The organism is Mesobacillus sp. ABV4_180, from assembly GCF_056158485.1.
In genome coordinates, this window is record NZ_JBSWTJ010000001.1 from 1658729 (window position 1) to 1674517 (window position 15789).

General features: G+C 43.5%; 21 protein-coding genes. 17 read left to right on the top strand and 4 right to left on the bottom strand.

The window, feature by feature from the left end; translation table 11 throughout:
- Positions 1-82: 82 nt before the first annotated feature.
- From ACXAEA_RS08280 to efp, 4 genes are all read left to right on the top strand, one after another.
- Entirely contained in the window at positions 83-598 is a 516-nt protein-coding gene (locus ACXAEA_RS08280; protein ID WP_475095421.1) for a YqhR family membrane protein, read from the top strand.
- A gap of 80 nt (positions 599-678) precedes the next feature.
- Positions 679-1125 carry a type II 3-dehydroquinate dehydratase gene (gene aroQ, locus ACXAEA_RS08285; protein ID WP_475095422.1) on the top strand — a complete coding sequence of 149 codons (447 nt, stop codon included), beginning with the start codon at positions 679-681 and terminating at the stop codon, positions 1123-1125.
- Positions 1126-1129: 4 nt separating this feature from the next.
- Entirely contained in the window at positions 1130-2191 is a 1062-nt protein-coding gene (locus ACXAEA_RS08290; RefSeq protein WP_475095423.1) for a M24 family metallopeptidase, read from the top strand.
- Positions 2192-2214: 23 nt separating this feature from the next.
- On the top strand, positions 2215-2772 hold the full coding sequence (gene efp, locus ACXAEA_RS08295; RefSeq protein WP_475095424.1) for an elongation factor P: 558 nt from the start codon (positions 2215-2217) through the stop codon (positions 2770-2772).
- 82 nt (positions 2773-2854) lie between these two features.
- Here the strand turns inward: efp and ACXAEA_RS08300 are convergent, their stop codons facing one another.
- The 3 genes from ACXAEA_RS08300 to ACXAEA_RS08310 all read right to left on the bottom strand — a co-directional run bounded on the left by ACXAEA_RS08300 (position 2855) and on the right by ACXAEA_RS08310 (position 4304).
- Complete coding sequence (locus tag ACXAEA_RS08300) at positions 2855-3217, bottom strand: rhodanese-like domain-containing protein (protein ID WP_475095426.1); 363 nt, start codon at positions 3215-3217, stop codon at positions 2855-2857.
- 158 nt (positions 3218-3375) lie between these two features.
- Positions 3376-4038, bottom strand: a complete 663-nt coding sequence (locus ACXAEA_RS08305; protein ID WP_475095427.1) for an SIMPL domain-containing protein — start codon at positions 4036-4038, stop codon at positions 3376-3378.
- Positions 4039-4142: 104 nt separating this feature from the next.
- Positions 4143-4304: a hypothetical protein gene (locus ACXAEA_RS08310; protein ID WP_475095428.1), complete on the bottom strand. Its 162-nt coding sequence runs from the start codon at positions 4302-4304 to the stop codon at positions 4143-4145.
- 156 nt (positions 4305-4460) lie between these two features.
- On the opposite strand from ACXAEA_RS08310, the gene spoIIIAA reads away from it, so the two are divergent.
- The 8 genes from spoIIIAA to ACXAEA_RS08350 are packed head-to-tail and all read left to right on the top strand — an operon-like array spanning position 4461 to position 9602.
- Entirely contained in the window at positions 4461-5384 is a 924-nt protein-coding gene (gene spoIIIAA, locus ACXAEA_RS08315; RefSeq protein ID WP_475095429.1) for a stage III sporulation protein AA, read from the top strand.
- Positions 5385-5900, top strand: a complete 516-nt coding sequence (gene spoIIIAB / locus ACXAEA_RS08320) for a stage III sporulation protein SpoIIIAB (RefSeq protein WP_475095430.1) — start codon at positions 5385-5387, stop codon at positions 5898-5900.
- A gap of 19 nt (positions 5901-5919) precedes the next feature.
- Positions 5920-6126, top strand: a complete 207-nt coding sequence (spoIIIAC, locus tag ACXAEA_RS08325) for a stage III sporulation protein AC (protein ID WP_009794945.1) — start codon at positions 5920-5922, stop codon at positions 6124-6126.
- A gap of 14 nt (positions 6127-6140) precedes the next feature.
- Entirely contained in the window at positions 6141-6530 is a 390-nt protein-coding gene (gene spoIIIAD / locus ACXAEA_RS08330) for a stage III sporulation protein AD (protein WP_475098083.1), read from the top strand.
- Positions 6531-6559: 29 nt separating this feature from the next.
- Positions 6560-7759 carry a stage III sporulation protein AE gene (spoIIIAE, locus tag ACXAEA_RS08335; RefSeq protein WP_475095431.1) on the top strand — a complete coding sequence of 400 codons (1200 nt, stop codon included), beginning with the start codon at positions 6560-6562 and terminating at the stop codon, positions 7757-7759.
- A 12-nt stretch (positions 7760-7771) separates the two neighbouring features.
- Complete coding sequence (spoIIIAF, locus tag ACXAEA_RS08340) at positions 7772-8401, top strand: stage III sporulation protein AF (protein ID WP_475095432.1); 630 nt, start codon at positions 7772-7774, stop codon at positions 8399-8401.
- Positions 8391-9053 (top strand): stage III sporulation protein AG, encoded by a 663-nt coding sequence (gene spoIIIAG / locus ACXAEA_RS08345; RefSeq protein WP_475095433.1) that lies wholly within the window; start codon positions 8391-8393, stop codon positions 9051-9053. Before spoIIIAF ends, spoIIIAG begins: the two co-directional genes overlap by 11 nt.
- Positions 9054-9056: 3 nt before the next feature.
- Positions 9057-9602, top strand: coding sequence for a SpoIIIAH-like family protein (locus ACXAEA_RS08350; protein WP_475095434.1), 546 nt, complete (start codon positions 9057-9059; stop codon positions 9600-9602).
- Positions 9603-9868: 266 nt separating this feature from the next.
- Here the strand turns inward: ACXAEA_RS08350 and ACXAEA_RS08355 are convergent, their stop codons facing one another.
- Complete coding sequence (locus ACXAEA_RS08355) at positions 9869-11413, bottom strand: methyl-accepting chemotaxis protein (protein WP_475095435.1); 1545 nt, start codon at positions 11411-11413, stop codon at positions 9869-9871.
- 215 nt (positions 11414-11628) lie between these two features.
- On the opposite strand from ACXAEA_RS08355, the gene accB reads away from it, so the two are divergent.
- From accB to folD, 5 genes are all read left to right on the top strand, one after another.
- Positions 11629-12138, top strand: coding sequence for an acetyl-CoA carboxylase biotin carboxyl carrier protein (accB, locus tag ACXAEA_RS08360; protein ID WP_475095436.1), 510 nt, complete (start codon positions 11629-11631; stop codon positions 12136-12138).
- 12 nt (positions 12139-12150) lie between these two features.
- Complete coding sequence (gene accC / locus ACXAEA_RS08365) at positions 12151-13506, top strand: acetyl-CoA carboxylase biotin carboxylase subunit (RefSeq protein ID WP_475095437.1); 1356 nt, start codon at positions 12151-12153, stop codon at positions 13504-13506.
- A 12-nt stretch (positions 13507-13518) separates the two neighbouring features.
- On the top strand, positions 13519-13929 hold the full coding sequence (locus tag ACXAEA_RS08370; protein ID WP_475095438.1) for an Asp23/Gls24 family envelope stress response protein: 411 nt from the start codon (positions 13519-13521) through the stop codon (positions 13927-13929).
- 408 nt (positions 13930-14337) lie between these two features.
- On the top strand, positions 14338-14730 hold the full coding sequence (gene nusB / locus ACXAEA_RS08375) for a transcription antitermination factor NusB (protein ID WP_475095439.1): 393 nt from the start codon (positions 14338-14340) through the stop codon (positions 14728-14730).
- Positions 14731-14788: 58 nt separating this feature from the next.
- Positions 14789-15661, top strand: coding sequence for a bifunctional methylenetetrahydrofolate dehydrogenase/methenyltetrahydrofolate cyclohydrolase FolD (gene folD, locus ACXAEA_RS08380; protein WP_475095440.1), 873 nt, complete (start codon positions 14789-14791; stop codon positions 15659-15661).
- Positions 15662-15789: the final 128 nt, after the last annotated feature.

Genomic DNA, 15789 nt, shown 5'->3' on the forward strand with positions numbered 1-15789 from the left:
AGGACGTCTAATTGAATAATTTTTCGGAGGGATGCAATCGAATCTGCTGTAAAGGACATACTAAAAAATGGAGGTGCAGCTAATGACAGAAAAACATGAAAACCTTGAACAGAATCAACGGGAAAAGCCAATGTCATTGATGGCTTTGACGATTATCACAGGATTGGTAGGGGGGATTTTTTGGAGTTCCCTTGCTTATTTAGCCTATGTATTCAGCTTTACGGAAATCCGTCCTAATGTCATTCTTGAACCATGGGCACTAGGGGAATGGAAGAAGCAGTGGCTTGGCACGGCGATCTCCATCATAGCAATTGGCCTGGTTTCAGCCGGTGCAGCTCTTGTATACTATGCGGTGCTGAGGAAAGTTAAGACAATTTGGGCTGGAGCGGCTTTTGGCATAGCGCTATTTTTCCTTGTTTTCTACGTTCTGAATCCAATCTTCCCTGGGATCAAACCTTTCTGGGACCTGTCTAAAAATACAATCGTGACGTCCATTTGTTTCTATATCCTTTATGGAGTTTTTGTTGGATACTCCATCTCTTATGAAGAGTTTGAAAGACAGAACAGGGAGAAAACTCAGAAAGAAGTCACCTCCTGATCGTCTGCTGGTGGTGTTCGAGAAAAAAGGTATGATAGAATGTTCTTATTGAACATTCTTTTTTTTACGGGAGCGGTTCTATGAAAAAAATTCTTCTGCTTAATGGACCAAACTTAAACAGGTTGGGAAAAAGGGAACCAGGAATCTATGGTAACAGGACTCTGAAGGATCTGGAGGACAGGATGGTTGAACTGGGTGCCGAAAGTCAGATTAAGGTAATCTGCTTCCAGTCCAATCATGAAGGGGAGCTGATTGACAAACTTCATGAGGCAGAGGACACAGGGGTAGACGGAATTATTTTTAATCCAGGTGCCTTTACGCATTACAGCTATGGAATCAGGGATGCGATTGCAGGAATTGAGTGTCCAGTCATCGAAGTACATATTTCAAATGTTTATCAAAGAGAAGAATTCAGGCACAAATCAGTGATTGCACCTGTTTCAAAGGGCCAGATTGCAGGTTTTGGCCTGCTGGGTTATGAACTGGCGCTTGAAGTACTTAAAAGGGAAGAAAAAGGGGAGGAATAGACTTATGGAAAAAATTCTAAAATTGCGTGAGAGTTTCGAAAGACTCGGTATTGATGGCATGCTGGTAACCAGTGATTTCAACCGCAGATATATGACTGGATTCACGGGTTCTTCAGGAATGGTGCTGATCAGTGCTGAAAAAGCATTATTCATAACCGATTTCAGATATACTGAGCAGGCAGTAAAGCAATGTGAAGGATACGAAGTTGTTCTGCATAAGGGCCTGATCCAGGATGAAGTGGCAGCACAGGCGAAAAACCTGGGCATCCAAAAGCTGGGTTTTGAAGAAAACCATGTTACATACTCTGCATTCAAAACATTTGAAAAAGCAGTTGAAGCTGAATTAGTACCTGTAGCAGGCGAAATTGAAAAGTTACGCTTGATTAAGACCGATTCAGAGATTAAGATATTAAAGGAAGCTGCAGCCATTGCAGATGCTGCGTTTACACATATACTTGAGTTTATCCGTCCAGGAAGAACTGAACTTGAGGTATCGAATGAACTGGAATTCTTCATGAGGAAACAAGGAGCAACTTCTTCTTCATTCGATATCATTGTAGCTTCAGGCTATCGTTCAGCCCTGCCGCACGGGGTGGCAAGTGATAAAGTGATTGAAACAGGGGACTTTGTAACCCTTGATTATGGTGCATATTATAAAGGGTATGTTTCCGATATTACACGTACATTAGCGGTTGGCAAACCAGCAGATAAGCTGAAGGAAATATATGATATCGTGCTTGAAGCGCAGCTTCGCGGAATGGCCGGCATTAAACCGGGCATGACAGGCAGAGAAGCGGACGCGCTGACACGAAATTTCATCACTGAAAAAGGCTACGGCGAGTACTTTGGCCACTCAACTGGTCACGGCATTGGACTTGAGGTTCATGAAGGGCCTGGCTTATCATCGAGATCGGATACTGTCCTCGAAACTGGCATGGTTGTGACAGTCGAACCGGGTATTTATATTGCCGGACTGGGCGGCGTAAGGATCGAAGACGATACCGTTATTACATTAGACCATAATGAGTCACTGACACATTCTACAAAAGAACTCATCATACTCTAAGACGACACTAGGAGGACTAACAAATGATTTCAGTTAACGATTTTCGTACTGGCCTGACAATTGAAGTAGACAATGGAATTTGGCGAGTACTGGATTTCCAACACGTAAAGCCTGGAAAAGGAGCAGCATTCGTACGTTCTAAGCTGCGTAACCTTCGTACTGGAGCAATCCAGGAAAAAACATTCCGCGCTGGCGAGAAAGTAGCTAAAGCTCAAATCGAAAACCGCAAAATGCAATATCTATATGCAAGCGGAGACCAGCACGTGTTCATGGACAATGAATCTTACGAGCAAATTGAATTGCCAGGAACTTCTATTGAATATGAGTTGAAATTCCTTAAGGAAAACATGGAAGTATACATCATGCAATTCGGCCATGAAACTCTAGGTGTCGAACTTCCAAACACTGTAGAATTGGAAGTAACAGAAACAGAACCAGGAATCAAAGGTGACACTGCTTCTGGCGGTACTAAGCCTGCGACAATGGAAACAGGGCTGACTGTTCAGGTTCCTTTCTTCATCAACCAGGGCGACAGACTGATCATCAATACTACTGATTCATCATATGTATCTCGCGCTTAATAATCGTTACACAAGAACCTGCTGCTAAGCAGGTTTTTGTGTATACAAAAAAACACCTCGCTTTCACGAGATGTTTCCGGATTTACTGTTCCAAGTCATATTGCCATTCATTCATGCCGCCTGTCATATTATAGATATTATTAAAGCCGTTTTCGATGAGAATTCCGCTTGCCTGTGTTGAACGGTTGCCGCTCTGGCAGACAACGACATATTTTTGGTCCTTGTCCAGTTCAGAAAGCATACTGTCAATCACTTGCAATGGTACCAGCTTGGCACCAGGGATATGGCCTGCGGCAAATTCTTCAGGCGTCCGCACATCCAGGATTTCAACTTCGCCACTGTCGATCATTTCTTTTGCTTCTTCTACAGTAACATCTGTATACGAACCGCCGGAGCAGCCAGTAATCAATAGCAAGATCAAGAATGCTGCAAACATTTTTTTCATGTAGATCTCTCCTTAAGAATACTTATAGAGGTATTTTAACTCAAAAATCTTGGGATGGGTATAGACAAATTGTGTCAGCATTGAATCTGTCGCAATGTAGTTATGATTTCATATCTTCTACATCAAAAAGCCAGGCGAATTGCCTGGCTTTTGGTGTTTTAAGAAGTGATATATGTTCCAGTTACAGTAGCCTTTATTTCTAATTTTCCCGGCTCTATTGGCGTTCCGCTGGCAGCACTTGTATCCAATGAGGCAACAAGGAAAGGGCCAGGTGAGCCTTTTTGAGTTTCTTCGGTAATGGAAAGAGGTGAAATTGGGGTTTGGATCCCAAGTGTCCGGGCGACTGTCTGCGCTTTGTTGTAAGAATCTACAACTGCGAGCGAAAGGGCACGATTATAAAATGCTTGGGGTTCTGCTACAGAGAATTGGATATTCATCACTTCATTAGCGCCATTGTTAACCGCGGTGTCAATAATTAATCCTGCCTGTTCCAGGTTTCGAATGATTATCGAGTATAGATGGGTAACTCGATAACCTTGAAAAAGCTGCTTCCCATCCTCATACGTATAGATCGGATCAATGCGATAGTCTGCTGTTTTAATATCTTCCTTTGCCATGCCGAGGTTTTGCAGGGACAAGAGCATGGCATTTGATTTACTCGAGTTTTCTGTCTGTGCATCCTGAAGATTTTGATTTTCTGTACGAACCCCGATCGTCGCCGCAGCTCTGTTTGGAGCTGCTACCACTGAACCTTCCCCGCTTACAGTGATTTTCCTTCCATTACCGGCATTCCTGTAGCCCGTATGCATTCCATTATCCATTTGTCATCCCTCCACAGCACTTTTCTCTATTACCTATTTCTATGTGCCGCATGGGATACAAATAACAGGCATAGAAAAAAGCTTAAGGAATGAACAGGTGGAAATCATCCGCCGTACTGGCCAGCTCCTGGCGATTTGTCCGTATCATTCCTGTTATTATATTTTGTGTCCGTCGTTGGCGACTCCTTTGGGCTTCTCCCGCCACCAAGGTAAGTTGCGCGATCATCTCTTTGAACCTTCTGGAACTTTTGGTGATCCTCATTCATATTTATCAACTCCTTTCCATACTATTCTTTTCTTCTAAAACCAATATTATTTCCTTTTGTCAGCGATAAAGTGCAGATCGAAAGGTCGAAACTCCCGGTCATAATGTGGCCAAGCAGGCATACATATTAAGTAAGCGTACGTCAGGAGGATCAATCATGGACGATATCTTATCTTTTTTGCCGAAACGAATTGCGGAATTGCTGGCTGCAGTACCTCCTAATGACAAAGATGGAATGGAAGAAGTGCGGATCAGAATCAATCGCCCGCTCGAATTAACGGTAAGGGGAAAACCACAATTCCTGCCGTATATCATTCCGCCCGAGGATGCTGTCCAGCTGTTGAATAAGCTCGGGCATTTTTCTATGTATACTCTCGAGGAAGAATTGAAGCGCGGCTATATTACAATTGCTGGCGGCCATCGGGTCGGGCTGGCTGGAAAAGTCATCCTGGAAAATGGCTCTGTAAAAGCGATCAGGGATATCTCGTCATTCAATCTGAGGATTGCAAGGGAGAAAATCGGGATAGCTGAACCGCTCCTTCCATATTTATTCCAGAATGGCTGGAAGCATACGATGATCATCGGGCCGCCGCAAACCGGCAAGACTACATTGCTAAGGGATCTTGCAAGGATGATTTCCAGCGGTGTTCCTGAAAAAAAGCTGCCCTCACTGAAAGCTGGCATAGTTGACGAAAGGTCTGAAATTGCCGGCTGTGTTAAAGGAGTTCCGCAGCTTACCTTTGGCCCAAGAGTAGATATATTGGATTCTTGCCCAAAAGCAGAAGGCATGATGATGATGATTCGTTCGATGAGCCCGGATGTCCTTGTAGTGGATGAGATAGGAAGGAAAGAAGATGGCGAAGCGATACTAGAGGCGGTAAATGCAGGAATTAAATTAATCATGACCACACATGGGGATTCCCTTGAAGATATTCAGAAAAGGCCGACCTTAAAGCCAATACTGGAAATGGGGATTTTCGACAGATTTGTGGAACTTGCAAGAATTTCTGGACCGGGAACCATCAAAGCGATCAAGGATGCAAGCGGTAAAGAAATTCATCATAAAGTGAGAGTGACATAAATGATAAAAATAATTGGCGCTATAATGATCATTCTGGCGACAACATGGACAGGTTTTGAAGCATCAAGGCACTTAAGTGAACGGCCAAGACAGCTTCGGCTTCTGAAGTCGGCTTTGCAGTCATTAGAAGCGGAAATCATGTATGGGCACACTCCGCTCCATGAAGCCTCAAGAAAGCTCGCTGCCCAGCTTTCGAAGCCATTGTCCTGGTTCTTCGAAGCCTTTTCCAAGAAGCTGACCGAAACTGAAACGACAGTGAAGGCAGCTTGGGAAGAGAGTCTCTCGGAAGTTTGGAAGCTGACTGCTTTCAAACAAGGGGAATTTGAAATCATGAAGCAATTCGGGGAGACGCTTGGGAGGCATGACCGACATTCGCAGCAAAAGCAGATTCTGCTGACGATTTCTCACCTCGAACGTGAAGAAACGGACGCCTGCGAAAAACAGATGAAATACGAAAAAATGGTGAAAAGTATCGGGTTTCTATCCGGTTTATTATTAATCATCTTACTGATGTAGCATTTAGGAGGAGGACAAGATGGGTCTAGAAGTAGATATCATTTTTAAAATCGCGGGTGTGGGCATCGTCGTAGCGTTTTTGCATACGATTCTCGATCAGGTAGGAAAAAAGGAATATGCCCAGTGGGTGACATTGTTTGGATTCATCTACATTCTTTTCATGGTTGCCTCGATTGTCGATGACCTGTTTCAAAAAATAAAATCAGTATTCCTATTTCAAGGGTAAGGGAGGGCTTTGCCATTGAAATCCTTCAAATAACTGGCGTTGCATTGATCGCGACTTTTCTTGCACTGATCGTCAAAGAGCAAAAGCCTAACTTTGCCTTTTTATTAATTGTCTTTACTGGTTCAGCTATTTTCCTTTTTTTAGTAGATCAAATCTATCAAATCATCTCAATGATCCAAAAGCTGGCGGCCAATGCACGAGTAAATCTTGTCTATGTTGAAACGATACTGAAGATTATCGGAATCGCCTATATCGCAGAATTTGCAGCACAGCTCACAAAAGATGCAGGGCAGGGGGCAATCGCATCCAAAATAGAATTAGGCGGAAAAATCCTGATCCTCGCAATGGCTATACCGATTCTCACAGTCATGATTGAAACCATTATTCGCTTAATTCCGGGCTGATTAAGCCTTGAAATAAAGAGGTGAAACCGTTGAAGCAGCGTCTGCAGTTCATACTTGGCATTGCATTGATCCAGATCTTTTTTTTCATACCAGTTGTACAAGCTGCTGGTGATGATAATGAAGCCAGCTCATTGATCAATCCGGACAAAATCGCCCAGGCACAGCTTGAGGACCTTAATATAGATGAGCTCAAGGGATTTTGGGAGGATATCATCAATAAGTATGATGGATATCTGCCAGAAAGCCAGAAAGGGAGTCTGTATGATTTTATCAGCGGCGAAAAGAAGTTTTCATTAAAGGCCTGGTTCAAAGGAATCTTCAATTTTGCCTTCCATGAATTCATCGTCAATGGAAAATTGCTTGGATCCTTGATATTGCTGACCGTATTCAGCATGTTTCTCCAGGCCCTGCAAAATTCATTTGAGAAAAGCACTATCAGTAAGGTTGCCTATTCAATTGTGTTCATGGTGCTGATCATAATAGCTCTCAACAGCTTCCATGTTGTTGTTGATTATACGAATGATGCGATCGGGACGATGATCCAATTTATCCTGGCACTGATTCCGCTGCTGCTTGCCTTGATGGCGACTTCCGGCGGCCTGATCTCAGCGGCCTTCTTCCACCCTGTCATTCTGTTCATGATGAACACGAGCGGCATGTTCATCCAGTATGTCGTGCTTCCCCTGTTGTTTCTTTCAACGCTGCTGAGCATTGTCAGCATACTGTCGGAACAATACAAGGTAACACAGCTTGCGAGCCTGCTGCGGAATTGGAGCATTGGCCTTCTGGGAATCTTGCTTACCGTCTTTCTTGGAGTCATTTCAGTCCAGGGTGCTTCGGCAGCAGTTACGGATGGGGTCACCGTTAAGACAGCGAAATTCATCACCGGAAACTTTGTACCAGTCATAGGAAGGGTATTCACGGATGCCACGGATACCGTGATTAGTGCATCCATGCTGCTGAAAAATACGGTCGGACTGGCCGGGGTAGCCATCCTTCTTGTGATTGCTGCTTTTCCTGCTATTAAGATCCTTATGGTTGCGTTCATTTATAAATTTGCAGCGGCCATCCTGCAGCCATTAGGCGGAGGTCCTGTCATTACCTGTCTTGATATTATCAGCAAGAGTATTATCTATGTGTTTGCGGCACTGGGAATCGTCTCCCTGATGTTTTTCCTGACGATCACAGTCATTATAGCCGCTGGAAACTTAACGATGATGGTGAGATAAGGAGGAGAGAAAATGGAATTCATTAAAGAATGGATCACGAATATCATCATCTTTATCCTCCTGGCAACGGTCCTTGATATGCTGCTGCCGAATTCGAGTTTTCAAAAGTACACAAAAATTGTTACTGGACTGATTCTGATTGCGATTATCCTGTCACCGGTGATGAAATTATTCACTTCTGATTTTGAAACAGCCATCGCTTCCATGGCTCAATTTAATAGTCAGGGAGATGAAAATGTAAAAAATTCAATAGAATTTCAGAAAAAAGAAATACAAGCATCCCAGCATGCATATATTTTAGAAACAATGGCTGTCCAATTGAAAACAGCCGCAGAGGAGGAGTTGATGGAGCAGCAAGGAATGGAGATTGCAAATATAGAGCTCGAAGTAAATGATCAGGATCAGCGGGCTTTCCCTGAAAATCTGGAGTATGTCATCGTACATGTGAAAAAAGCCGAAGAACAGGGAGAGGCTGTGGCAGTAGTAAGAGAAGTAGAAATTGATACGAATGCACCCCTTCCATCAAAACAAACCTCTCAGAACACAGATCAAATATCTTCTCTTCTGTCAGAAAAATGGAATGTTCCTGAAAAGTCTATTCAAATAATGATAGAAGGGGGGAGTGACGAGCATGGACAATGAGAAAGGGCCTTTAACCTGGCTCAAGAAACAATTCAACAGCAAAAACGGGCCGCCGGATAAGAAATCCGGCAAATACCAGTACTTAATGATTGTGGTTCTCTTCGGAGCGGCAATCATGCTTGTAGGCAATATTCTCGGAGACCAGAATCCTTCAAATTCGGCTGTTCCAGCGATGAAGGAAGCAGAAGCCGAAGAGGATACAGCTGTTTTTGGACAAAAAAAATCGGCTGGAAATGACGTCATTTCCGAATATGAAGAGGCTTATGAAGCTCAGCTGACGGAAATGCTCCAGGGTATCAATGGTGTTGGCGATGTTACTGTCTTTGTGAATGTTGATGCTACTGAAAAGAAGGTTCTGGAAAAGAATACGGTCATCCAATCCCAGACGACGGATGAAACGGACCGTGAAGGCGGTAAACGCAAGGTGGAGGACGCATCAAAGGATGAGCAGCTGGTCATCATCCGCAACGGTGAAAAAGAAGTGCCAATCGTACTTGAGACAAAAAAACCGGACATAAGAGGCGTCCTTGTAGTCGCGAAGGGTGCTGAAAATATACAAGTGAAAAAATGGATCATTGAGGCCGTCACCAGGGCTTTGGATGTTCCGAATCACAGAGTGGCAGTAATGCCTAAAAAATCCAAGGGGGAATAATAGATGTTATTGAAAAAGCAAACAGTATGGTTGTTGACAATGTTAAGCCTTGTGGTTGTATTATCGGTGTATTATGTCACCTCTCCGGAACAGCAGAAGGCTGACCTGGCTGGAGTTGAAGAGAAGAAGTCAGAGAATAAAGAAGCAGCAGCGACTGAATCGAAGGATGGCACAACAGTTATTTCCGGCGTAGCCAGCGATGAAAAGTTTGAAGCCCTTCGCATGCAGCTTGAAGAAACACGTACTAAGATGAAGGAAGACCTGCAGACTATCCTTGCTTCTACTGACCTGCCGGCGGAGGAGCGCAGCGATGCAGTTGAAAAGATGAATCAGATTGATGAAATGTCTCAGAAAGAAGGGGTTCTTGAAACCTTGATCAAATCCATGGGCTATGAAGATGCACTAGTACGTGCAGATGGCGAGAACGTCAGAATTACAGTCAAAGCTAAGGACCATTCCGCTTCTGCTGCAAATGAAATCATCCAGATGGTAAGGACTGAGCTTGGTTCCCTGCAGCCTGTCGCTGTTCAATTCGAACCAGTAAAATAAAATGGAAAAGGGAAGGCAAATGCCTTCCCTTTATTTTTGTAGCTTAGGAGATTATAAAATTGTTCAGGTGTGTATAACTACATGTTGTAATCTTAATCTAGCTCCAGCGCCTAGCCCCTCGAGACGCTTGCCTAGTGTCGCCTCCTAGAAACTCCGAAACTTCAACTCCGCCGGCAGAAGCAAAAAGCGCTTCTTTGTCGGAGTCTCCAGTTTCTGCGTTTCTGGACAGTCGGCTATACTTTTCAGTTTCAGTCCTGCCAATGAAGTCAAAGAATGACTTCACTGTCAGGACCTACAGCGCTTGTCGGGGCTGAACGAGGCGCTTGCGCTTTTTGTTCCTGTAGCTTCAATAAATTATCTAAAGATTGATGAGCTACTTCTACTGATTGGAAAAGATGTTCATGATGCTCACATTGTGTAATAGCGGAAGAAGAGATTTCTTCCAGTGCCGCACTAGCCTGCTGGATGACTGCGCTGAATCCGGCAATGGTGCTTTCGATTGACATGGATGACTCCATGATATTTCTTGTAAGTTTCCCCTGTTCTTTGATATCGTCCTTTAAATTTACAAAGGTCTGGTGGATCGTTTCGAATGCTTCCATCGTTTCCGCAGCAAGTTCGAGGTTTTGTGTAAGCTTTTCTGCGGTTAAGTTAACCCCTTCTTTTGTCTTGGAAGTATCACTCATGACACTCTTTAAGTTCTCGGTGATTTGTGTTGCTGTGTTGCTTGTAATGTCCGCAAGCTTTCTAACCTCTTGTGCGACGACGGCGAAGCCCTTTCCGCTTTCGCCTGCCCGTGCAGCCTCAATTGAAGCATTTAATGCCAGGAGGTTGGTCTGGGAGGCGATGCCCTGGATGTCAGAAGCAAAACTTGCCGTTTCTTTTATTAATGCGGAAAGGGAAAGGATATGGGTATTTACATTCTGCATATTTTCATAGGAAGCCTTTAATTCCAAAATCAGTTTTGACATCAGCTCATCACCCCTGTCAGAAACTTTTTCAGATGTCAATGCATCCTCATGAAGCTTTTCCACAAGTGATGATGACCTGGAGATGACCTGGTTTGTTTTTTCAAGAGACTGGGTGATGTCTACAACCGAATCTGACTGAATGTTGATCCCTGCAGAGATTTCCGTCACAGACTGAGTCATCTCAATGGAAGATTCGTAATTTTCACGGCTCTTGAATTTTACTTCATCAATCAGCTTTGCTATGCTTTTAGTGTTAGATTCGATTACTTTTTTTGTCTCTAAATCTTTAATAAGCAAGCTTTCTGATTCCTGCTGGGCCGAAACGATTGTTTCCGCAAGCTTTTTAGAGATGGAAAACTGGAATCCGAGCATCACTGTTACAAGCATATACAATAAATAGATGGTTACATAATTCTTCGTTTCCAAAGGCAATTCATGCTGATGCAGGAAAGTGAAAAGGGTAATAATCATAAACCCGAGCCCAGAACCGAGAATGAGAATCTTCCGGTCCATATAAATCGCAGCTGCAGCAAGAATGAAGTATAGCAGCATATAGGCGGTAGGAGATACGCTCGTCTCCATGATCAAGAATAATACTCCAGAAACAATGACAACGGATAGATAGGGAATGAAATTCGTAAGCTTTTTGGTATAATGCAGCAATGCCACTATCCCAACTCCGGCACCGCCGCCTGCAATAATCGACAGAATCACGGCTAACTCTTTCTTCATCGCAATATCAACAATTGCCGCTAGTATCACTGAAACGAGAGTTGCTTTAACGATCAGCGAATTTTTTCTATCAAGATCCTCTTTTTTAATTTCTTCGATAGTTTTCATGAAGTGTCTCCCCTTAAATCAAGCTAATGATATATTCGCTAGAAATTTTGGGATTCCTGTCGAATGAATTCACTTTTTTTTCAGAAAACATTAAAATAGATTAGTAAGGGTATGATTTGATAAGAATTATCGTAACATATTGAATTTGCACATGGTATTATCGTATAGTATTAGTATCTAGTCTTAATTATGAAAAGGACAAGGGGTGCCTAAACATGTTAAAAGTTCAGGAAATCAGAGAATTAATCAAATTAGTAGATCATTCAAGCATTGATGAGTTTTCTTATGAATATGAAGGATCAAAAATCAAAATGAAGAAACACGGAGCAGCCAAGGCGGTTGTTGAAACTGCACAGCCTGCCGCCGCGCCGGCACCAGTGCCACAGTATGCGCCAGTAGTCCAGGAAGCTGCAAAGCATGAGCCTAAGGTTGAAGTTGCGGCAGTCCAGGAAATGAAGCAGGAAGAGGTTAAGGACACATCCAACTTACATAAAATCGTCTCACCAATGGTAGGGACTTTCTATCAATCTTCATCGCCAGAAGCAGAAGCTTATGTAAAAACAGGATCAAAAGTCAGCAAGGATTCAATTGTATGTATTGTAGAAGCTATGAAGCTTTTCAACGAAATCGAAGCTGAAGTGAATGGGGAAATTGTTGAAATTCTAGTAAAAGACGGCCAGCTGGTAGAATACGGCCAGCCTTTATTCCTGGTCAAGCCTGAATAAGGAGCGATATTGATGATAAAAAAATTACTGATTGCAAATAGAGGAGAAATCGCTGTCAGGGTGATCCGTGCCTGTAGGGAACTGGGAGTTGAATCCGTTGCGGTTTACTCAGAAGCAGACAGAGAATCACTTCATGTACAGCTTGCGGATGAAGCGTATTGTATCGGTCCGAAGCTTTCCAAAGACAGCTATTTGAATTTTACGAATATCATTAGCGTGGCAAAATTGACAGGCTGTGATGCGATCCATCCTGGATATGGGTTCCTGGCAGAGAATGCAGACTTTGCAGAGCTTTGCAGGGAGTGCAACATCATATTTGTCGGACCATCTCCAGAAGCGATTCAAAAGATGGGGACGAAGGACGTCGCCAGGGAAACGATGAAGCAGGCGAACGTACCGATTGTACCGGGCTCACAGGGAATCATTGAAAATATTGAGGATGCTGTCAGCCTATCAAACAAAATCGGCTATCCGGTCATCATTAAAGCAACGGCTGGTGGCGGCGGGAAAGGAATCCGTGTTGCCAAGAACGAGCAAGAGCTGATTAAAGGAATCAATATCACGCAGCAGGAAGCGATGACTGCATTTGGAAACCCTGGTGTTTACATCGAGAAATACATTGAGGATTTCCGTCATGTAGAGATCCAGGTTCTTGCTGACAGCTACGGCCATACAATCCATTTGGGCGAGCGTGATTGCTCTATCCAAAGGCGACTGCAAAAGCTGCTTGAAGAAACACCATCTCCAGCTCTGGACGGGGAAACTCGGGCAGAAATGGGGGAAGCGGCTGTAAAAGCAGCCAAAGCGGTTGATTATACAGGTGCAGGCACGGTAGAATTTATATATGATTATCGCAATCGCAAATTCTACTTCATGGAGATGAATACCCGCATCCAGGTAGAACACCCTGTAACTGAAATGGTGACAGGTGTAGACCTGATCAAGGAACAAATCAAGATTGCATCCGGTGAAAGGCTGAACCTGAAGCAGGAGGATGTCCAATTTAATGGCTGGTCAATTGAATGCCGCATTAATGCTGAGAATCCTGCAAAAAATTTCATGCCTTCCGCAGGCAAAATCAAAATGTATCTCCCTCCAGGCGGTTTTGGTGTTAGAATAGATTCAGCGGCATATCCAGGCTACACGATCCCGCCATATTATGATTCAATGATTGCGAAGGTCATTACGTATGGCAGCAGCCGGGAAGAAGCGATTGACCGCATGAAGAGGGCGCTTGGTGAGTTTGTGATTGAAGGAATCCACACAACCATCCCGTTCCATCTTAAGCTGCTTAACCACGAGAAATTCGTTGAAGGGCAGTTCAATACGAAATTTTTAGAAATGCATGATCTTATGACAGAAGAATAGGAGGGTCTAGCCATGAGTGAACAGCAACATTTACTTGAAATGAGCCATGATGAAAACGGCTTGGGAAAAGTGGAAATTGCACCTGAAGTGATTGAAGTCATCGCAAGCATCGCTGCATCCGAAGTAGAGGGTGTCATGCAAATGCGCGGCAGTTTCGCTGCAGGCGTAGTGGAAAGGCTTGGCAAGAAAAACCACGGCAAGGGTGTAAAAGTTGAGCTTGTTGAAGAAGGAATCAAGGTAGACGTATACTGTGTGATGAAGTTTGGCGTATCCATTCCTGCGGTTGCCCAAAAAATCCAGGATAACATTCGCCAGGCATTATTGAACATGACTGCACTCGACGCTACAGAAGTCAATATCCATGTTGTTGGCGTTCAGTTCGAAAACCAAAAGTCAGAAACTGAAGTCGACCAGGAGATATGAAAACGGAACCAAAGGCATAAATATACATGCCTTTGGTTTTTTTGTTGTTGGCTGAGTTAAAGCATATTGTTGATTTTATGCCCTGTTGATTGGAGTGGAAGGCGCGTAGACTCCTGCGGGATTAGCTGGACAGGTGAGACCCCGCAGGAGCTTGCGACGAGGAGGCTCAGCGTCAGACCCGCGGAAAGCGAAGCGCCTGGAACGGAAATCAACAGCCTAGTTTAACTTAGAGTTGTTGTTAAATGTAAAAGCATTATCGCTTTATCCTGGCTAATATCAATCATTTTCCGCTTCTTTTGATTAACTTTTTTCTAAAAAGTGAAAAATAATAGGAAACCATGCGTAATGAGATATGTTATGCTATTATTTTGTTAGAATCAGACAAGCCAAAAGGAGCTAAGGAATAGAATGAAAAGAAGAACAGCAAGAGAAAAGGCTCTCCAAGCCTTATTCCAGATTGATATAAGCAAGGTAGAGACTGAAGATGCAATTGAGCATGTACTTGAAGAAGAAGCGGGAGATGATTACCTGAACAAGCTTGTGTACGGAACTGTTCAGCATCAGGATGAAATTGATGAAGAAATCAAGTTGCATTTGGAAAAATGGTCGATTGACCGCCTTGCAGCGGTTGACCGCAACCTCCTTCGCCTTGCCGTATACGAGTTGAAGTTTTGCAATGAAGAAGTACCCGTGAATGTCGTTCTTGATGAAGCAATTGAAATTGCCAAATTATATGGGGATGACCAATCGAGCCGTTTTGTAAATGGGGTTCTGTCAAAAGTAAAACAGAGCATTTCCTAAAAAACCATTGAAAGAGGTCGGGTTGGAGCTTCCCTGATCACACAGGGGGAGAATGAGTATGGCTGCTATTATTATTGATGGAAAAGAAATCGCTAAAAAGAAAAAACTTGAAATCGTCGACCAAGTCCAGGAACTGAAGAAACAAGGGTTTACTCCTGGCTTGGCTGTGATTCTCGTCGGCGATAACCAGGCATCAAGGACCTATGTCAACAGCAAGCAAAAAACAGCACGAGAGCTGGGCATGCACAATGTGTTGATTGAATACCCTGCTTCCATTACTGAACAAGAGCTTTTGGCCAAAATTGATGAATTGAACAAGGATGATGATATTCATGGTATTTTGGTGCAGCTTCCGCTTCCAGCCCATATCAATGAAAAGAACCTGATTGAGGCAATATCCCCTGAGAAAGATGTTGATGGCTTCCATCCAATCAATGTCGGGAGGATGATGACAGGACAGGATGCCTTTTTGCCATGCACGCCTTATGGTGTGATGGTGATGATGAAGGAAATTGGAATGGACCTTACCGGTAAGCACGTGGTTGTAGTCGGACGCAGCAATATCGTAGGAAAGCCTGCAGGCCAATTATTCCTGAATGAAAACGCAACTGTTACATATTGTCACTCCAAAACCAAGGAATTAAAAGACCATACAAAGCATGCCGATGTAATCGTTGCCGCGGTCGGGAAGGCGGATCTGATAACAGCTGACCATGTGAAACCTGGGGCAGTGGTGATCGATGTTGGCATGAACCGCAATGATCAAGGGAAGCTTTGCGGTGACGTTGCCTATGATGAAGTCAAAGAGAAAGCGGGCTATATTACACCAGTGCCAGGCGGAGTAGGACCTATGACGATTGCCATGCTGATGTACAATACACTTAAATCCGCAAAAAATCATCAGAACAAACTGCAAAATTTAAATTTATAAGGTGTGATCCTGCCCATATCTGTTATAGTTAGAAACTGAAAATCCACTTATGTTAAGTGACGAATCGGGATTCTGAATCTATAATAGGTATGGGCAGTTTTTTTATGAAGAAAATGTAACCAACTAGT